The organism is Rhodococcus cercidiphylli, from assembly GCF_033042225.1.
In the GTDB taxonomy this organism is placed as follows: domain Bacteria; phylum Actinomycetota; class Actinomycetes; order Mycobacteriales; family Mycobacteriaceae; genus Rhodococcoides.
In genome coordinates, this window is record NZ_JAWLKE010000005.1 from 393,798 (window position 1) to 412,799 (window position 19,002).

The window sequence follows — 19,002 nt, forward strand, 5'->3', positions numbered from 1 at the left end:
GATGCACGCTACAGCATTCTGTGCGGAATATGAACAGTTTGCCACAATGCGAACACTTCGCTATTCTGGCTGTTGCGTAGATCACCCACGATCGTGAGGAACCGTCGATGCTTCATCTCCCGCCCGAGTACCGGGACCAATCGGGTGTCCATGCCCCACGCGACTTCCCCGAGTACCGGACCACCGCCCTTCGGCATCCGGCACAGCCACTGACCCTGCTCCCCCAGCGACTCACCGAGATCACCGGACCGGTACTGGGCGAGGGACGAGTCACCGCCGCCGACGCAGACCTCACCCTGGCGAACGACGGTGAGGCGCAGGGGCAGCGGATCATCGTGCACGGCCGGGTGCTCGACAGCGACGGCAAGGCGATTCCGAACACCCTCGTCGAGGTGTGGCAGGCCAATGCAGGCGGTCGATACCGACACACCGGTGACCGGTGGCCCGCACCACTGGATCCGCACTTCAACGGCACCGGTCGCGTTCTCACCGATGCCCAGGGCAGGTATCGCTTCACCACGATCAAGCCGGGCGCGTATCCGTGGGGCAATCACCACAACGCATGGCGGCCCGCTCACATTCATTTCTCCCTGTTCGGTCAGGCGTTCACCCAGCGCCTCGTGACACAGATGTACTTCCCGGACGACCCCATGTTCTTCCAGGATCCGATCTTCAACGCCGCCCCCGAGGACTCGCGGGCCCGAATGATCGGCGCGTTCGATTACGAGGCGACACAGGACAACTGGGCCCTCGGATTTCGATTCGACATCGTGCTCCGCGGCCGAAACGCCACCCCCTTCGAGGAAGACGACCACGATGACTGATCCCGAGTTCGCCCCGCGCTACCCCGTGGTCGCCGGAGCCGATTTCACCACCGCCTCCTTCGGGCAGACCCCCTCGCAGACCGTAGGCCCGTACGTGCACATCGGATTGTTGTGGCCCGACGGCGAAAACGTGGTGCCGCCGGGCACCGAAGGCGAGATCACCGTGTCGTTCACACTGATCGACGGAGCCCGAAACCCCATGTCCGACGCCATGATCGAGACCTGGCAGGCCGATGGCGACGGCCGGTTCGATCACCCCGACGATCCGCGTGGCGCGGTGCCGTCTCGCATCGCAGGCTTTCGTGGCTTCGGGCGAGCGTTCGCCGACGAGACCGGAACGATGACGATCACGACGATCAAGCCGGGACCGCTTCCCGCCGAGAACGGTGCCGTGGAGGCACCGCACATCGACGTCGGGATCTTCGCCCGCGGGATGCTCGAGCGGGTCGTGACGCGGGTGTACTTTCCCGACGAGGCCGAGGCCAACGGGCTCGATCCGGTGTTGTCCGCCGTGCCGGAGCACAAGCGTGCCAGACTCGTCGCAGCACCGGTGCACGGTGGGTACCACCTCGACATCGTGCTGCAGAACACCGATCCGGACGGCGACGAGACTCCGTTCTTCGCGCTGTGACACACCGATGGCGAGAGGGGACGATGGAATCCGAGCGAGGGGCACTGTTCGATCCGACGTTCGGTAGCGACGCGCTCGCACCGCTCGTGGGCGACCGGGCTTGGGTGACAGCGATGTTCGCCGTCGAGGCGGCGCTCTCGAGGGCCGCAGCAACGGTCGGTCTCGTGGAGGCCGGTCACGCCGAGATCGTCACCACCACTGCGACCGAACTCGGGGCGAACCTGGACATCGCGCGGCTCGGAGCAGATGCCGCGGCCGGGGGTAATCCGGTGATCCCGCTGGTGAAGATTCTTCGGAACGAGGTGGCCGAGACCGAGGTTCCTGCCACGGCAGTGCATCCCGGGGCCACCAGCCAGGACATCATGGACACCGCGCTGATGCTCCTCTCCCGCGATGCGCTCGGTCTGATCGAGGCCTCGCTCGACGCTGCAAGTGCGGCAGCGAGAAGTCTCGCCCTGACCCATCGCACCACCCCGATGGCGGCCCGCACTCTCGGCCAGCAGGCCTTGCCCACCACCTTCGGCCTGGTGGCTGCGAACTGGTTCTCGGGGCTGCGCCGCGCGCGGACAGGACTCGCAGCCGTTCGAAGCGCATGCACCGTCCAGTACGGCGGCGCTGCAGGCACTCTCGCCGCCGTGCATCCACACGGACCGGCCATCGCCGCCGCGCTCGCCGTCGAACTGGGGTTGGCTCGACAGACCGCGCCCTGGCACACCGACCGCACCGCGATTGCCGATATTGCGTGCTCGTTGGGTGTCGCAGCAGGAACGATCGGCAAGATCGCCGGGGACATCGTGTCGATGTCCGCCACCGAGCTGGGCGAGGTCTCGGAGGACGCGCCGGGCGGATCGTCTGCGATGCCGCACAAGCGCAATCCCGTTGCCGCCGTCACGGCTCGCGCTGCGGCCCGGCGGGTCCCGGGTGCAGTGGCCACCGTGCTCTCCAACATGGACCACGAACACCAGCGCGCCGCTGGAGCGTGGCATGCCGAGTGGGAGACGATCACCGATCTGCTCCGCCTCACCGGTGGTGCCGCCCACCGAATCACGCAGAGCCTGAGCGGGTTGCACGTTCATCCCGAGGAAATGGCCCGCAATCTCGACGCGACGGGCGGAGCGCTGCTCGCCGAACGTGTCACCGCGGCATTGGCAGCGCACACCGAGCAGGCCCGCGAAATCGTCACTGCGCGATGCGCGACGGGAGCGCCGCTGGACAGCGACCCTGCCATCACAGCATTCCTTCCACCGTCGACGGTGCGCGAACTACTCGACCCGGCCGCGTATCTCGGCCACGCACCCGAGCTGGTCGACGCGATCCTCGCCGAGCACGACCTCGACACCGAACACACCACAGATTCGAAGGATTCCCGATGACTGTCGCACTTGCTCACGAACGCATCGAAGGACCGAGCGCCGACGCGGAGACCGTCGTGCTGATCGGTTCGCTCGGCTCCGACCGATCGATGTGGAACCCGCAGATCGGAACTCTGTCCGCCGCCGTTCACATTCTCGCCGTCGACCTTCGCGGGCACGGACGATCACCGGTGCCACCCGGTCCCTATTCGGTGGCCGAACTCGCCGAGGACGTGGTGGCGCTGCTGGATTCACTCGAGGTCAACCGTGTGCACCTCGTCGGTCTGTCCCTCGGCGGTGCGGTCTCGCAGTGGCTCGCCATCCACCGTCCGGAGCGAGTGCGGACTCTGACACTGCTGTGCACCTCGGCGAAGTTCGGTGAGCCGGCGCAATGGCTCGACCGTGCCGCGGCGGTCCGAACTGCGGGTACCGCGTCGCTGGCCGATGCCGTACTCGAGCGTTGGTTCACCCCCGAACTGGCCGCGCGCGACGCCGATCTCGTCGAGCGGCATCGCCGCATGATCGCCGACACGTCCGACGAGGGCTACGCAGCATGCTGTGAGGCGTTGTCCGAGTGGGATTCTCGATCGGATCTGAACCGGATCACCGCTCCGACCCTGGTGATCGCGGGCCGGCAGGATCCCTCGACCACCCCCGAGGACCTGAAGATCATCGCCGACGGCGTCGCCGGATCGACGTTCCGGGTTCTCGACCCGGCCGCTCATCTGGCCAACGTGGAGCAAGCCGGTCCCGTCACCGCGGCGGTTGCCGCACACATCGGGTCGGACGCGTATACCGTCGGACGCGCAGCGGCCCACGATGCCGGTATGACGGTGCGGCGCAGCGTCCTCGGCGATGCGCATGTCGACCGCAGCATCGCCGGCCGCACCGAGTTCACCGCACCGTTCCAGGATTTCATCACCCGCACCGCATGGGGTGACATCTGGAACCGACCGGGTCTCGATCACCACACCCGCAGACTGCTGACCCTGGCGATCCTGACGGCGGTGGGCAACCAGCACGAACTCGACATGCACATCCGCGCAGCGCTGCGCGCCGGACTGGCACCGGACGAACTGGCCGAAGTCTTCTTGCACACCGCGGTGTACGCGGGAGTTCCGAACAGCAACAGCGCATTCGCTCTGGCGAACGCGGCCATCGCCGAGTCCTCCGCCGAGACCGAATCGGGTACCTCGTGAACCCCGCGGAATCACCGCCGCCGTCCTCGGACTACGTCCAGTCGCTCGGCCGGGGCCTCGCGGTGATCCGAGCCTTCGACGCCGAGCATCCGCGTCGGACCCTCTCCGATGTCGCCCGAGCAACCGACCTCACCCGCGCCACTGCCCGACGGTTCCTGCTCACACTCGTCGAACTCGGCTACGTCCGTACCGACGGCTCCATGTTCTGGCTCACCCCGCGGGTGCTCGAACTGGGCTACAGCTACCTGTCGAGCCTGTCCCTCCCGGAAGTGTCGGGGCCGCATCTGGAAGCTCTCGCCGAACGGGTCCGAGAATCGTCCTCGGTCTCGATTCTCGACGGCGACGACGTCGTGTACGTCGCCCGAGTTCCGGTCAGCCGCATCATGACCGTCGGCATCAACATCGGCACCCGATTCCCTGCATTCGCGACATCGATGGGACGAGTGCTGCTCGCCGGTCTACCGGCCGACGAACTCGCCGCCTACCTCGATCGAGTCCGGCTGACCCCGCTCACCGGGAAGACGATCACCACTGCCGACGCACTCGGACGCGAACTCGAACGCGTACGGAGCGACGGCTTCTGTGTGGTGGATCAGGAACTCGAAGAGGGCCTTCGATCGATCGCGGCTCCCATCCACGACAGCAACGGGACGGTCGTCGCTGCGGCGAACGTCTCGACCCAGGCTGCGCGTCACACCGCCGACGCAGTCCGCACCGAACTACTCCCGGCCTTGCTCGACGCCACCCGCGCCATCGAGACCGACCTGTTCCGGGTGAGTACCGGACCCAACGACAGACGAGGAACCACCCATGCCTGACGCCGTCATCTGCGAACCCCTTCGGACCCCGGTCGGCCGCTTCGGCGGTCAGTTCCGCGATATCTCCGCCCAGACCCTGGCCGCCACCGTCATCGCCGAACTCGTTGCCCGAACCGGCATCTCCGGTGCCGACATCGACGACGTCATCCTGGGCCAGGCATCCCCCAACGGCGACGCACCCGCGATCGGACGCATCGCCGCGCTCGATGCAGATCTGGGTATCGACGTCCCCGGAATGCAGGTCGACCGACGCTGCGGCTCCGGTCTGCAGGCAGTACTGCAGGCGTGCATGCAGGTCCAGTCCGGCGGTAACGATCTGGTTCTGGCGGGCGGCGTCGAGAGCATGAGTCAGACCGAGTTCTACGCCACCGGCATGCGCTGGGGCGTCAAGGCCGAGGCCGTGGCCCTGTCCGACCGACTCGCCCGAGCGCGAGTGACCGCGGGCGGCAAGAACTTTCCAGTTCCCGGCGGCATGATCGAAACCGCGGAGAATCTGCGCGCGGAATTCTCGATCGCCCGCGCCGATCAGGACGCACTCGCAGTGCAGTCTCACCAGCGCGCAGTCGCTGCGCAGAACAGCGGCGTGTTCGCCGAGGAGATCGTGGGAGTGTCGGTCCCCCAACGCAAATCGGATCCGATACTCGTCACCACCGACGAGCATCCGCGTGCCGACACCACCGTCGAGTCGTTGGCGAAGTTGAAGGCGATTCGTGCGTCGATCGACCCCGAGTCGACGGTCACGGCCGGAAATGCCAGCGGACAGAACGACGGTGCCGCCATCGCGATCGTCACCACCCCGGAAAAGGCTGCAGCACTGGGTCTTCGGCCGCTGGCCAGACTGGCCGGCTGGGGAGTCGCCGGAGTCGCTCCGCGCACCATGGGTATCGGACCGGTACCGGCCAGCGAGAAGGCGCTCGGACGCCTCGGATTGAGCCTGGACGACATGGGCATCATCGAACTCAACGAAGCGTTCGCCGCTCAGGCTCTCGCCGTCACCCGGTCGTGGGGCATCGAGTCCGACGATCCGCGGTTGAACCCACACGGTTCCGGCATCTCGCTCGGCCATCCCGTCGGTGCCACCGGAGCCCGCATCCTGGCGACGCTGTTGCGCGAGATGGACCGACGGGAAGTCCGCTACGGACTCGAGACCATGTGCATCGGCGGCGGACAGGGACTCGCAGCGGTGTTCGAGCGAATCGGCTGATCACCGATCAGTACTGCAGCTGCGCCGCCAGTCGCACAGCCGAATTGGTCTCCCCGTAGCCCTCGTAGCCACCCACTCGCTGGACCACCTCGAAGAACAGGTCGTCACCCACGGTTTCGGTGAAGAAGTGGAAGAACTCACCGCCGGTCCCGTCCGCGTCGTACAGGATCCCGAGGCGCTGCATCGCGTCCAATGTCTCGGAGCCGAGTGCGAATCGCGCGTCGAGATCGCGATAGTAGTTGGGCGAGATCCGCAGCGGGGTGAGGCCACGTTCGGTCATTGCACTGGCAGCGGCGTAGATGTCCTCGCACCCGAACGCCACATGTCCGACGCCTCCGCGCCGGGCCGCGGGCAGAGGGTCCGAGTCCGACGGGCGGCCGGGAACCATGTTGAGCGAGAGTCGAATCGTGCCGTTGGCCGTGGCGAGGGTGAGTGCTCGGCTACGAACCAGGCCGATCGCGTCGACGACGTCCTGGCCCTCGTGCGGCACCATTCCGAACACCGAGCGCAGCAGCAACATCACGCCGTCCCAGCTCTCGGCAGGCACGGCGAGTGCGATGTGATCCACGTGCGAGACGCACGCCCGGTTCTCCTGCACCACCTTGGGTGCCAGGTCGAATGCCGATTGCCAGGCACCCGCGCTGTGGCGGGTACGGAGGTCCAGCGACGTCGCACCGGTCACGGCCAGACGTACCACTGCGTCGGTGGAGTCGGCCACGCCGGGCATGGAGACGGTGGACGCGGTGACTCCCAGCGCACGAGCTCGGGTCAGCCACAGATCCGGCCGCTCGCTGCGAATCCCGATCTGGGCCAGCGCGGGTAGGTGAGCCGGAACGCCGGGCGCGGTCCACAGCGTGTCCACCGTGGTGTCGACGGCGACCGCCAGCGGCCCCTGGGTGAACAGGCTGAGTCCGTGTTCGCTGTGTGCTGCGGTCAGATCGAAGCCCAGGTGTCGCAGTGTCGTACCCAGTTGCGCTGCCTTCGCAGGCCCTGCCGCGATTCGCAGGGAGACGACGTTCTCGATCGGACCGGGCGGTGGCGGCGCGAAGAGATCGTTACCGGCAGAGGGTGTTTCGACGTCGCGCACCTGCTCCTGGAGGTACAGCAGCGACCGATGCGCGTCGGATGCCGTGCGGCCGGTGTCGGAGTGCCGGAAGACGTCGTTGAAGATTTCGAGCGACCACGGGCCGGAGTACCCGGAGGCAGCGACATCGGCACCGAACCGCGCCAGATCGAAGCTGCCCTGCCCGGGAAAGCACCGGTGGTGCCTGCTCCACTGCAGTACGTCCATCACCAGGTGCGGCGCGTCGGCCAGCTGGAGGAAGAAGATCTTCTCGCCGGGGATCTCTCGAATGCCTGCGGAATCGTCTCCGCGGGACAGGATGTGGAAGCTGTCGAGGCAGGTTCCCAGAGCGGGATGATCGACCTGCCGGACGATGTCCCAGGCATGGCGGTAGGTGCTCACGTGGGCACCCCACGCCAACGCCTCGTACGCCAGTCGCATTCCGCGCCGATGCGCACGCTCGGCGAGGGTTGCCATCTGTTCGACCAGCAAGGCGTCGTCACGGACGGCGCCGGCCAGCGGCGAGGAACAGACCAACAGCAGATCGCACCCCAACTGTTCCATGACGTCGAATTTGTGCTCGGCGCGAACGAGGTTGCGGGCGAACTGTTCCGGATCGGCCGAGTCGGCGTCGCGAAAGGGCTGATACAGATCGAGGGTCAGACCGAGGTCGGCTGCCTTCTTCGCGATGTCCGCGGGAAGATCCGGAGAGCTGATCAAGTCCGGCTCGAACACCTCGAAGCCGTCGAATCCCGCATCGGCGATGGCACGCATCTTCTCGTCCAGCGAACCACTGAGCGATACCGTTGCCACCGATGTGGCGATGTGCGTCATGCGAGAACACCTGCGGCGGCGCGATCCTCCAGCGCGATCAACGCGCTCATGTGCGCGATCATTCGATCGGCGTCGGCGATGCGTCCGGTGAATATCTCGAATGCGTCGGCGGCCTGGAACACTGCCATTCCGGTTCCGCTGAGCGTTCGGCACCCGACTCGGGATGCGGCAGCGAGCAACTCGGTCTCGGCCGGTCGATACACGACCTCGGCCACCCACATCCGCGGATGCAGGAGTGCCTCGGGCACAGCAGATCCGGGGTGTTCGACCATTCCGATCGGGGTGGCGTGCACCAGGCCGGTTGCGGTGTCGAGGACGGCGGCGAGCCGGTCGAGGCCTGCCGAGACAATGTCGACGTCCGGGAACATCACCGACAGGGAATCTCGGAGTCGTTGCGCCCGAAGCGGATCGGCATCGACGAGAGTGAGCCTGCCTGCGCCGCGTCGGGCCATCGCGTAGGCAACGGCCGCCCCTGCTCCCCCGGCACCGAGTTGCACCACCTCACCGATGTCGGCACCGGGTAATCCGCGACCGAAGTTGCGGTCGAATCCGGACCAGTCGGTGTTGTGGCCGACGGCACGGCCGTCGGCGAACAAGACGGTATTGACGGCTCCGAGTCGGGCGGCGTCCTCGGAGAGCCCGTCGAGAGTGGAGATGACGCGCTGCTTGCACGGGTGCGTGATGTTGAGTCCTCGAAATCCGAGGTCCGCGGCGGTCGAGACGAGACGGGGCAGATCTTCGACGGTCAGTCCACGGCTGTCCAGATCGATGATCCGGTACTGGTAGGTCAGCCCGTGCTCGGCACCCTCCCGTTCGTGCATCGCGGGAGTGAGCGACTTGCCGATGCCCGTCCCGATCAGTCCGCAGAGCAGGGATTCCGGCATGTCGATCTCCTCGGGCCTAATGTACGAATTGGTGAATTAGCTCGACGGTACTACGCCTCCGCCTCGCGCCCAACCCTTTTGCCGCAATCGGTGCCGATAGAGTTGATCCATGGCTCCGCGCGCAACCGACACGTCCGACGACAGCAGTGGACCCACCGTCAAGCGTCGACGCAACAGCGACCTGACCCGGCACAACATCCTCGAGGTGGCCACCGAGGAGTTCGCGGACAAGGGCTTCGCCGGGGCGCGCATCGACGAGATCGCCGAGCGCACGCATACGACGAAGCGGATGCTGTACTACTACTTCACCGACAAGGAAGGCCTGTACAAGGCCGTGCTCGAACGGTCGTACCTGCGCATTCGCGAGCGTGAACGAGACGTCGACGTCGAGGGCCTGGGACCGGTCGAAGCCATTCGGGCCATCGCATCTCTGACGTTCGACCATCACGAGGAGAATCCCGACTTCATCCGTCTGGTCTCCACCGAGAACATCCTCCGCGGCGAACACATCTCCAAATCCGAGGCATTGAGCAACCTCGGCAATCCCGCCGCGGAGCTGCTGTCGAGCATCCTCGAGCGTGGACAGGCCGACGGGGTCTTCCGCACGGACGTCGATGCCCTCGACGTGCACATGACGATCAGCAGCTTCTGCGTGTTCCGTCTGTCGAACCGATACACCTTCGAAGCCCTCTTCGGCCGCGACCTCACCGATCCCCAGCATCGAGAGCGCCTGCGCGCAATGCTCGGCGACATGATCATCGCGTTCCTGACCTCGCCTTCTCGCTGATTTTCGCGTTTGCGCGGTAGGGCTCGTCACTTCGGGGGTTGACACGTGGCATGGATCACGTTCAGTATTCAGGGGCACCCGGTGTTAACCATTTAGTACATTAGCGGTCCGATCGCCGAGAAAGCGTCGTCGACCAGCGCCCGAGCTCCCCCGCCTCACGAAGAGAGACACGAGAACGATGGATTCGCACACCCCTGGCTCCCACCCGACGCCGCTTCGCCCCGGGGCGAACCCGCGCAAAGCGGCGACCGCCGCATGGGTCGGTAGCGCCCTCGAGTACTACGACTTCTTCATCTACGGCACCGCAGCCGCACTCGTCTTCGGCCGCGTGTTCTTCCCGGGCTCCAACCCGGCGACAGGAACCCTGCTGGCCCTGGCCACCTTCGGCGTCGGATACCTCGCACGGCCGCTCGGCGCACTGGTCCTCGGCCACATCGGTGATCGCTACGGACGCAAGAAGGTCATGGTCGCCACCGTCCTGCTGATGGGTATCGCCACCCTCGGCGTCGGTGTCCTGCCCTCGTACGAATCCATCGGCATCGCCGCGCCCATCATCCTGGTGCTGCTTCGCCTGTGCCAGGGATTCTCGGCCGGCGGTGAGCAAGCCGGAGCCAACTCGATGACGCTCGAACACGCCCCGGACGACAGGCGCGCATTCTTCACCAGCTTCACCCTCAGCGGCACCCAGGGCGGGCAGATTCTCGCCACCGCAGTGTTCCTGCCCGTCGCCATGCTCCCCGAGGAAGCACTGCTCAGCTGGGGTTGGCGAATCCCGTTCTTCCTCAGCGCTTTCGTCGTCGTCGCCGCCTTCGTCATCCGCCGCTCGCTCGACGAGACCCCGGTCTTCGAGGAAGAAGTGGCGTCCACCGAACCGCAGCGCCTGCCCGTGACCGAACTTCTCAGCGAGCATCGACCGGCCGTGGTTCGCGTCATGCTGGCCGCCATGATCGCCTCGGTCAGCACCATCTTCACCGTCTACGCGCTGTCCTACGCCGTCAACACCGTCGGCCTCGAGCGCACCCCGATGCTGTGGGTGGGTGTTCTCGCCAACGTCGTCGCCCTCTTCGCATTGCCCTTCTTCGGTGCCCTGTCGGATCGCATCGGCCGCAAGCCGGTGTTCTTGTTCGGCTCCATCGGTTGCGCGATCCTGATGTTCGGCTACCTGTGGTCGATCTCGAGCGGCAACTACGTCCTGATCTTCGTCTTCGGCATCGTGATGTTCGGCTTCGTGCACAGCGCCACCGGCGGCGTCTGGCCCTCGTTCTACGGTGAGATGTTCCCGGCCCGGGTTCGCCTGACCGGAACCGCACTGGGAACCCAGATCGGCTTCGCCATCGCAGGATTCGCGCCGACCATCGCAGGAGCGATCGCCGGAGCCGAGGTCGGCGCGTGGCTACCCGTCGCGATCGTCACCGCGGTCTTCTGCACCATCAACGTCATCATCGTCGCCACCTCGAAGGAGACGTTCCGTACCCCCACCGACGAGCTCGGTCTTCGGACTCGCACCACCGACAGCGCACGCGCCGCGTCGGTCTGACCGAGATCGTGATCGACGCACTTCGACCTGCAGCGGCGGGCACCTGGACGGTGCTCGCCCTGCAGTATGCCAGTCGAACGGCATTGCGCAGCAATCTCTTTCACCAACGCGACGAGCGCAGCACCGAAAGCCAGACGGTCGCCTACTACGTGTGGCTCGCTGTCTCGAAGACCCGGACGGTGCTGATCGACGCCGGCATGTCCCGGTCCACAGCCGAATCGATGGACGGGCTCGACTATCACGGGTCACCCATCGACCTGCTCGGCGAACTGGGGCTTACACCGGATCACATCGACACCTGCATCCTGACCCACCTGCACTACGACCACACCGGGGTCGTCGCGGATCTCCCGTCTGCGCGATACGTGGTGCAGCGCCGAGAACTCGAATACTGGACCGGGCCGTGGGCCGCCCGTATCACCCGAGAACAGTGGTTGCACTCGCAGGCCGACACCGAGCACATCCGAACCGCCGATCGCGGCACTCGGCTCGACCTCGTCGACGGCGATCTCGACCTGTTCCCAGGGCTGTCGGTACACGCCGTCGGCGGACACACCGCAGGCATGCAAGTGGTCAGAGTGCACACCGACCGCGGCCCAGTGGTGTTGGCCTCGGACGCCAGTCATTTCTACGAGAACATCGAGGACGACAGCCCCTTCGCGATCCTGCACGCGCTGCCGGACATGTACGGGGCCTTCGATCGCATCCGTGAGCTCGCCGCCGACCCCGGCATTTTCGTACCCGGCCACGACCCGGTGGTATCGAGCCGATTTCCCGCCGTGACCGACGCCCCCGGTGCGCATGCCGTGATCATCGGCTGACTACGACGAGAACGAAAAATCCCCGACCTCGCGGATGAGGTCGGGGATTCGTCGTTGTCCAGCAGGTCGATCGGCCGTATCAGGCGGACTTGTCGCGGCGCTCCGGACGCTCGGGCTTGCGCGGCACGATGGTCGGCAGCACGTTGTCGTTCACCGTCTCGGCAGTCACGACGACCTTCTCGACGTCGTCGCGGCTCGGGATGTCGTACATCACCGGCAGCAGAACTTCCTCCATGATGGCGCGCAGTCCACGGGCACCGGTTCCGCGGAGAATCGCCTGGTCGGCAATTGCTTCGAGGGCCTCGGTGGTGAACTCGAGCTCGACGCCATCCATGTCGAACAGGCGTCGGTACTGCTTGACCAGCGCGTTCTTCGGCTCCGACAGAATCGTCACGAGCGATTCCTTGTCCAGGTTCGTCACCGACGCGATCATCGGCAGTCGACCGATGAACTCGGGAATCAGACCGAACTTGATCAGATCCTCGGGCATGACCTCGGCGAAGTGATCCTGGGTGTCGATCTCGGCCTTGGAGCGAACCTCGGCTCCGAATCCGAGCCCACGCTTGCCGACCCGATCGGACACGATCTTCTCCAGTCCGGCGAACGCACCGGCCACGATGAAGAGCACGTTGGTGGTGTCGATCTGGATGAACTCCTGGTGCGGATGCTTACGACCGCCCTGCGGCGGCACGCTGGCCTGTGTTCCTTCCAGGATCTTGAGCAGCGCCTGCTGCACGCCTTCGCCGGACACGTCGCGCGTGATCGACGGGTTCTCGCTCTTGCGAGCGATCTTGTCGACCTCGTCGATGTAGATGATGCCGGTCTCGGCGCGCTTGACGTCGTAGTCCGCGGCCTGGATCAGTTTGAGCAGGATGTTCTCGACATCCTCGCCCACGTATCCGGCCTCGGTGAGGGCGGTGGCGTCGGCGATGGCGAAGGGCACGTTGAGCATCTTCGCCAGGGTCTGCGCGAGGTACGTCTTTCCGCACCCCGTCGGTCCGAGCATCAGGATGTTCGACTTCGCCAGTTCGACGGATTCGCCGCGCACGTCGCGCGCCTTGTCACCGGCCTGGATGCGCTTGTAGTGGTTGTAGACCGCAACGGCCAACGTGCGCTTGGCAGCGTCCTGACCGATCACGTAGTTCTCGAGAAAATCCTTGATCTCGGAGGGCTTGGGGAGGTCGTCGAGCTTGACTTCGCTCGATTCGGCCAATTCCTCTTCGATGATCTCGTTGCACAGGTCGATGCACTCGTCGCAGATGTACACCCCTGGTCCAGCGATGAGCTTCTTGACCTGCTTCTGGCTCTTACCGCAGAAGGAGCACTTCAGCAGATCGCCACCGTCACCGATGCGTGCCATTCGGAGGTTCCTACTTCCTTGTCCGCGTACGACCCACGCCGACCGGGTGTGGCCGAAACCTTCGTGGGCTACTTCTCGGTCTGTCGTCATGCCGACTTCGGTCGACCGAGTTCTTGGATGCGACGGTACCCGTGTTCGCCGAACATGGGCGGGTTGTTTCCGGTGATTCGCCACCCGATTTCACCGATTGCGCCATTCGGGTCGCCGATCGCGACCGCCGGGTGGAGTTCTGCACTCACACCCGGCGTCGGATTCTTCTGCCGGACCTACACGGTCCGACCGGTGGTGGTCGCTCTGCTACTTCTGGGCAGAGAGCTTGCGGTACTCGAACACGGTGTCGATGATCCCGTAGTCCTTGGCCTGTTCCGCGGTGAGGATCTTGTCGCGATCGGTGTCCTTGCGGATGACGTCGGGATCCTTGCCGGTGTGGCGGCCGAGGGTGGTCTCCATGAGTCGACGCATGCGCTCGATCTCGGCGGCCTGGATCTCCAGGTCGGACACCTGGCCCTGAATTCCACCGCTCGAAGGCTGATGAATCAGCACGCGTGCGTTGGGCAGTGCTGCACGCTTACCGGGAGTGCCGGCGGCGAGCAGGACGGCCGCGGCAGACGCAGCCTGGCCGAGGCAGACGGTCGCGACATCGGCACGGACGTACTGCATCGTGTCGTAGATCGCCATCAACGAGGTGAACGATCCACCGGGCGAGTTGATGTACATCGTGATGTCTCGATCGGGATCGAGGCCCTCGAGCACCAGCAGCTGCGCCATGACGTCGTTGGCGGACGCGTCGTCGACCTGGACGCCGAGGAAGATGATGCGCTCCTCGAACAGCTTGTTGTACGGGTTCGATTCCTTCACGCCGTAGCTGGAGTGCTCGACGAAGGAGGGCAGGATGTATCGGGAGGACGGCAGCTGATTGGGGTCGAACAGGTTTGTCATCGTTTCTCCAAGATGTAAGTGATCGAGGGTCGCCGGGAGCGGCCGAATTACTCGCCGATTCCGCCGGCCTGCCGCGCACGGCTGACGACGTGATCCACGAACCCGTATTCCTTGGCGGCCTGCGCCGTGAACCAGCGGTCACGATCGGAGTCTTCGGTGATCTGCTCGACGGTCTGACCCGTGTGCAGGGCGATCAGCTCTGCCATCTCGCGCTTGGTGTGCGCGAACTGCTCGGCCATGATGGCGATGTCGGAGGCGCTGCCGCCGATACCGGCCGAGGGCTGGTGCATCATGATGCGCGCGTGCGGCAGGGCGTAACGCTTGCCCTTGGCACCGGCCGAGAGCAGGAACTGACCCATCGAGGCCGCCAGACCCATTCCGTAGGTCGCGATGTCGCACTCGGCGAATTCCATCGTGTCGAAAATGGCCATACCCGCGGTGACCGAGCCACCGGGCGAGTTGATGTACAGCGCGATGTCGCGAGTGGGGTCCTCGGCCGAAAGCAGCAGGATCTGAGCGCACAACTTGTTGGCGATGTCGTCGTCGACCTGGGTACCGAGGAAAATGATGCGGTTTTGAAGCAGACGCTCGTACACGGAGTCGCTGAGATTCAGCCCTGCTGCAGCCGAAGTCATGACGGGACTCTGCTGGTGCGAAGCCGCCGGATTCTGAACAGTCACGGTACCTGCCTTTTCCATAACAAATCGTTGGTTCCTGACACAGACACTAACGAAAGACGGCGGCTCCGGAGTCCCGGAACCGCCGTCGTTCGCTGTGAGCGTTACTTCTCTTGTTCGCCCTCGGAAGAATCTGCTGCTTCGACCTCGTCGGGAGCATCGGCGGGGCTGCCGAACAGCTCTGCGGTGTCGACGGTCGCGCCGGTGGTGTCGGTCACGGTGACACGCTCGACGACCGAAGCCAGCGCCTTACCGCGCTTGACATCGGCGAACACGGCACCGAGCTGGTTGGCCTGCTGCACCTGCTGAATGAACTGCTCGGGCGGCATGCCGTAGCGCTGCGCCTGGAAGATGATCCGCTCGGTGAGCTCTTCCTGCCCGACCTGCGTGTTCTCGGCCTCGGCGATCGCATCGAGAAGGAGCTGGGTACGTACCGACTTCTCGGCACCTTCCCTGACGTCCTTGTCGAATTCCTCGCGGCTCGAACCCTGCGACTCGAGCAGCTCGGCCAGTGCTTCCTCGTTGTGGTCGAGACCGTGGATGGCCTCGTGCACCTGGGAATCGACCTCGGCCTTGACGACGGCCTCGGGAGCCGGAATCTCGAGCGTGTCGAGCAGGGTCTCGAGCACCTTGTCGCGGATCTGACCGGCCTGCTCGACCTTCGCGACTCGCTCGACGCGCGTCTTCAGATCGGCGAGCAGTTCGTCGAACGTGTCGAACTCGCTGGCCAGCTGGGCGAACTCGTCGTCGGCCTCGGGCAGCTCGCGCTCCTTGACGGACACGACCTTGACGGTGACGACGGCTTCCTTGCCTGCGTACTCACCGGCGACCAGGGTCGAGGTGAACTCCTTCGACTCGTCCGCGGAGACGCCGATGATCGCGTCGTCGAGTCCGTCGATGAGCTGGCCGGAGCCGACCTCGTGGGACAGTCCGCTCGCGGTTGCCTCTTCGACGTTCTCGCCGTCGACGGTGGCCGAGAGATCGATCGAGACGAAGTCGCCCGACTGGACGGGACGATCGACACCGGTCAGGGTGCCGAAACGCTGGCGCAGCGACTGCAGCTGCTCGTCGACGGCCTCGTCCTTGATCTCGAGCGGATCGACGACGACGCTGATGGTCGAGTAGTCGGGCAGATCGATCTCGGGACGGACGTCGACCTCGGCGGTGAACGTGAGCTCGGTGCCGTCCTCGATCTTGGTGATCTCGATCTCGGGCTGGCCGATGACCTTGACCTTCTCGTTGGTCACGGCCTCGGAGTAGCGGGCGGGAAGAGCGTCGTTGACGACCTGCTCGAGAACTGCCCCGCGGCCGACGCGCGCTTCGAGCAACTTGGCCGGAGCCTTGCCGGGACGGAAGCCGGGGAGGCGGATCTGCTGAGCCAAAGCCTTGTACGCGCGGTCGAAATCAGGCTTGAGCTCCTCGAAGGGCACCTCAACGTTGATACGGACTCGCGTCGGGCTCAGCTGCTCGACGGTGCTCTTCACGGAACATGCTCCTTTTGGTAATTCTTGCTTGCTGGTGGTGCTTACGGTGCTGGCTTGCGGTCTTACCTCGCTCGCCGCGAACACGGCGAACCGTGCCTGCGGCCCTCATTTGTCGGGGTGACAGGAATTGAACCTGCGACCCTCCGCTCCCAAAGCGGATGCGCTACCAAGCTGCGCCACACCCCGTCGTACCCACACCATTGAACAGCAACCGATAGTAGCCCCCCATGGGCGCCCCACCGATGACGTTCGGCGGAACCGGTCGCGGCGGGCCGGTTTGGAATCCTGCGTCGGCGTTGGGTACAGTCTTGAAACGCAGGCGACGGAACTGGCGATCCCACGACTGTTGTTTGCACGCCGATGTAGCTCAATGGTAGAGCCCCTGTCTTCCAAACAGGCTACGCGAGTTCGATTCTCGTCATCGGCTCCATCGAGAAGCCCCGCACTGTCAGTGCGGGGCTTTTTCGTGTCCGCGTACTCTGGACGGTGTCCGAATTGTCCGTAGAACCGGGCATGCACCGTCGGCGGAAGGCCCGCAGTGGAAATAATCCTGATCGTCATCGTCGTCGCCGCAGTGGCCCTGTTGGTCCTGCGCAGCAAGAAGAACTCGGCTGCGGCTGCCGAAACCGCGCTGGCCGACGCCAAGGCCGATGCCCGCCAGTCGATCGAACGCCTCGGCGGTCAGGTCTACAACCTGATCGGTACCGACACACCGTCCAAGCAGGCCCTGGCCGATGCATCCGAACGCAACATCGCTGCCGGTTCACAGATCGACCAGGCCACCACCCCCGAACAAGCCAGACTGGCCAAACAGACCGCGCTCGAGGGCCTCTATTACATCCGCGCCGCACGACTGGCCATGGGCATGGATCCCGGCCCGGAGGTGCAGGGCATCGACGGCCAGCAACAGGCAGGGCGCGTCACCGAGGAACGCAAGGTCGACTTCGAGGGCCGTGAGATCGCGGCATCACCGGATCCGTCCGATCGCACCCCCAACTACTACCCGGGTGGCCGTGTCGCGGGCCGGCCGGTGCCCGCGGGCTGGTACTCCGAGCCGTGGTGGCGTCCCGCCCTCGTCGCCGGTGCATGGGGAATGGGATCGATGTTCCTGTTCTCGGCGATGTTCTCCGGCATGGCCGGCGTTCCGGCCGAGACCGCGGCCGGCGGCGAGACGGGGGCCGACGGTTCGGACGGCGGTAGCGGCGACGATTACAGCGGGGGCGGGGACGACTACAGCGGGGGCGGGGACGACTACAGCGGGGGCGGGGACGACATCGGCGGCGGCTTGGGCGATTTCGGCTTCTGAATCGCTCAGGTCGCCTGACAGACCGGGCACCAGAACAGGTTTCGCGCCTGCATCACCGAGTGCAGGATGTCTGCTCCGCACACCCGGCAAGGATATCCCTGCCTGCGGTAGACGTACGAGCGCGGTCGCCGAGCACCGTAGGTGTCGCCGTGATCGTCCTCGGGCCGGATGGTGATGATGCGACCGCGTCGAACACCGATCTTCATCAGTTCCACGAGGTCGAGCCAGATCGCGTCCCATTCTGCTCGATCGAGGTCCTTGCCCGGTCGCATCGGGTTGATCTCGTGCCGGAACAGAATTTCGGCGCGGTAGACGTTTCCGACGCCGGCGAGCACCTTCTGATCCATCAGCAAGGTTCCGATTGCCGTGCGCGACTTGGAGATTCGTGCCCAAGCCCCGTCCGGGTCCGCGTCCTTGCGCAGGGGGTCCGGTCCCAGGCGCGCCACCAGGGCGTCGACCTGCTCCTCGGTGTAGATCTCGCAGGCGGTGGGTCCGCGCAGGTCGGTTCCGTACTTCTCCCCCACCATGCGCAACCGCACGGCACCCACCGGATCGTTCAGCGGCACCGATTGTTCGGTGAACTTCCCGTACAGGCCGAGGTGGATGTGCACGATCAGATCCGACTCGTATCGGTGCAGCAGATGCTTGCCCCAGGCCTCGGCCTTCTCCAGTACGAGACCGTCGATCAGCGCGGCACCGGAGGTGAAGCGCCCCTGCGGACTGCTCGCCTCGACCGGTGCCCCGCCGAACCGACGTTGATGCAACCGAGCCAGTCGGTGCAGAGTGTGCCCCTCGGGCACCTACTCGGGCTTTCCCGGCACGACGGGTGCCTCGCCGCTGCGTTCGTACTCGGACAGGATGTCGACGCGGCGCTGGTGGCGCTCCTCGCCCGAGAACGGAGTGCCGAGGAAGGCGTCGACGATGGCGAGGGCCTCGGGGAGGGTGTGCATGCGGCCACCGATGCCGATGAGCTGAGCGTCGTTGTGCTCGCGGGCCAGCTTGGCGGTCTCGACGCTCCACGCCAGCGCGCAGCGAGCGCCCGGCACCTTGTTGGCAGCGATCTGCTCGCCGTTGCCGGAACCGCCGAGCACCAGGCCGCGGCTACCCGGGTCGGCGACGACGCGACGTGCTGCGTCGATGCAGAATGCCGGGTAGTCGTCGACGGGGTCGTAGTCGAAGGCACCGCAGTCGACGGGCTCGTGCCCGGTCGCCGTCAGGTGTTCGATGATCTGATTCTTGAACTCGAGGCCGGCGTGGTCGGCACCCAGGTATACGCGCATGC

Annotated in this window: 18 protein-coding genes and 2 tRNA genes; 11 read left to right on the plus strand and 9 right to left on the minus strand. The window is 65.5% G+C overall.

Features of this window, described 5'->3' with window-relative positions; all coding sequences use genetic code 11:
- Positions 1-107: 107 nt before the first annotated feature.
- The 6 genes from pcaH to R3P95_RS15075 are packed head-to-tail and all read left to right on the plus strand — an operon-like array spanning position 108 to position 6,028.
- Entirely contained in the window at positions 108-824 is a 717-nt protein-coding gene (gene pcaH, locus R3P95_RS15050) for a protocatechuate 3,4-dioxygenase subunit beta (RefSeq protein WP_068052499.1), read from the plus strand.
- A complete protein-coding gene (gene pcaG / locus R3P95_RS15055) occupies positions 817-1,455 on the plus strand; it encodes a protocatechuate 3,4-dioxygenase subunit alpha (protein ID WP_317548682.1) in 639 nt (212 codons plus the stop codon). The genes pcaH and pcaG overlap by 8 nt, the downstream gene beginning before the upstream one ends.
- Positions 1,456-1,478: 23 nt before the next feature.
- Positions 1,479-2,828 carry a 3-carboxy-cis,cis-muconate cycloisomerase gene (gene pcaB / locus R3P95_RS15060; RefSeq protein WP_317548684.1) on the plus strand — a complete coding sequence of 450 codons (1,350 nt, stop codon included), beginning with the start codon at positions 1,479-1,481 and terminating at the stop codon, positions 2,826-2,828.
- Positions 2,825-4,006 (plus strand): bifunctional 3-oxoadipate enol-lactonase/4-carboxymuconolactone decarboxylase PcaDC, encoded by a 1,182-nt coding sequence (gene pcaDC / locus R3P95_RS15065; protein WP_317548685.1) that lies wholly within the window; start codon positions 2,825-2,827, stop codon positions 4,004-4,006. The genes pcaB and pcaDC overlap by 4 nt, the downstream gene beginning before the upstream one ends.
- Positions 4,003-4,824 (plus strand): IclR family transcriptional regulator, encoded by an 822-nt coding sequence (locus tag R3P95_RS15070; protein ID WP_317548686.1) that lies wholly within the window; start codon positions 4,003-4,005, stop codon positions 4,822-4,824. Before pcaDC ends, R3P95_RS15070 begins: the two co-directional genes overlap by 4 nt.
- On the plus strand, positions 4,817-6,028 hold the full coding sequence (locus R3P95_RS15075; protein WP_317548687.1) for an acetyl-CoA C-acetyltransferase: 1,212 nt from the start codon (positions 4,817-4,819) through the stop codon (positions 6,026-6,028). Before R3P95_RS15070 ends, R3P95_RS15075 begins: the two co-directional genes overlap by 8 nt.
- A gap of 7 nt (positions 6,029-6,035) precedes the next feature.
- On the opposite strand, the gene R3P95_RS15080 is transcribed toward R3P95_RS15075, so the two are convergent.
- Together R3P95_RS15080 and R3P95_RS15085 are read right to left on the minus strand one after the other, a co-directional pair.
- Entirely contained in the window at positions 6,036-7,925 is a 1,890-nt protein-coding gene (locus tag R3P95_RS15080) for a sugar phosphate isomerase/epimerase and 4-hydroxyphenylpyruvate domain-containing protein (protein ID WP_317548688.1), read from the minus strand.
- Positions 7,922-8,809 (minus strand): shikimate dehydrogenase, encoded by an 888-nt coding sequence (locus tag R3P95_RS15085; protein WP_149406246.1) that lies wholly within the window; start codon positions 8,807-8,809, stop codon positions 7,922-7,924. Before R3P95_RS15085 ends, R3P95_RS15080 begins: the two co-directional genes overlap by 4 nt.
- Positions 8,810-8,918: 109 nt before the next feature.
- Between R3P95_RS15085 and R3P95_RS15090 the strand changes: the two genes are divergently transcribed.
- The 3 genes from R3P95_RS15090 (at position 8,919) to R3P95_RS15100 (ending at position 11,954) form a co-directional block, all read left to right on the plus strand.
- Positions 8,919-9,596 (plus strand): TetR/AcrR family transcriptional regulator, encoded by a 678-nt coding sequence (locus tag R3P95_RS15090; RefSeq protein WP_317548689.1) that lies wholly within the window; start codon positions 8,919-8,921, stop codon positions 9,594-9,596.
- A gap of 178 nt (positions 9,597-9,774) precedes the next feature.
- Positions 9,775-11,133 (plus strand): MFS transporter, encoded by a 1,359-nt coding sequence (locus tag R3P95_RS15095; RefSeq protein WP_317548690.1) that lies wholly within the window; start codon positions 9,775-9,777, stop codon positions 11,131-11,133.
- An 8-nt stretch (positions 11,134-11,141) separates the two neighbouring features.
- Positions 11,142-11,954: an N-acyl homoserine lactonase family protein gene (locus R3P95_RS15100; protein ID WP_317548691.1), complete on the plus strand. Its 813-nt coding sequence runs from the start codon at positions 11,142-11,144 to the stop codon at positions 11,952-11,954.
- Positions 11,955-12,033: 79 nt separating this feature from the next.
- On the opposite strand, the gene clpX is transcribed toward R3P95_RS15100, so the two are convergent.
- The 5 genes from clpX to R3P95_RS15125 form a co-directional block, all read right to left on the minus strand.
- The gene (gene clpX / locus R3P95_RS15105) at positions 12,034-13,314 is read right to left on the minus strand and encodes an ATP-dependent Clp protease ATP-binding subunit ClpX (protein ID WP_032394600.1); all 1,281 of its coding nucleotides are present in this window, start codon (positions 13,312-13,314) and stop codon (positions 12,034-12,036) included.
- Between the two features lie 297 nt (positions 13,315-13,611).
- Positions 13,612-14,253 (minus strand): ATP-dependent Clp protease proteolytic subunit, encoded by a 642-nt coding sequence (locus tag R3P95_RS15110; RefSeq protein WP_008715342.1) that lies wholly within the window; start codon positions 14,251-14,253, stop codon positions 13,612-13,614.
- Between the two features lie 47 nt (positions 14,254-14,300).
- Positions 14,301-14,951: an ATP-dependent Clp protease proteolytic subunit gene (locus R3P95_RS15115; RefSeq protein WP_082898933.1), complete on the minus strand. Its 651-nt coding sequence runs from the start codon at positions 14,949-14,951 to the stop codon at positions 14,301-14,303.
- 83 nt (positions 14,952-15,034) lie between these two features.
- Positions 15,035-16,414, minus strand: coding sequence for a trigger factor (gene tig / locus R3P95_RS15120; RefSeq protein WP_317548692.1), 1,380 nt, complete (start codon positions 16,412-16,414; stop codon positions 15,035-15,037).
- A 112-nt stretch (positions 16,415-16,526) separates the two neighbouring features.
- Positions 16,527-16,600: transfer RNA gene (locus tag R3P95_RS15125), tRNA-Pro, on the minus strand.
- A gap of 170 nt (positions 16,601-16,770) precedes the next feature.
- Between R3P95_RS15125 and R3P95_RS15130 the strand changes: the two genes are divergently transcribed.
- Both R3P95_RS15130 and R3P95_RS15135 read left to right on the plus strand, forming a co-directional pair.
- Positions 16,771-16,844 (plus strand) — tRNA-Gly (locus R3P95_RS15130).
- Between the two features lie 108 nt (positions 16,845-16,952).
- Entirely contained in the window at positions 16,953-17,720 is a 768-nt protein-coding gene (locus R3P95_RS15135; protein ID WP_317548693.1) for a DUF1542 domain-containing protein, read from the plus strand.
- 5 nt (positions 17,721-17,725) lie between these two features.
- On the opposite strand, the gene R3P95_RS15140 is transcribed toward R3P95_RS15135, so the two are convergent.
- A complete protein-coding gene (locus tag R3P95_RS15140) occupies positions 17,726-18,520 on the minus strand; it encodes an Fpg/Nei family DNA glycosylase (RefSeq protein ID WP_094640231.1) in 795 nt (264 codons plus the stop codon).
- Positions 18,521-19,000, minus strand: a complete 480-nt coding sequence (locus tag R3P95_RS15145) for a ribose-5-phosphate isomerase (RefSeq protein WP_068052539.1) — start codon at positions 18,998-19,000, stop codon at positions 18,521-18,523.
- Positions 19,001-19,002 lie beyond the last annotated feature (2 nt).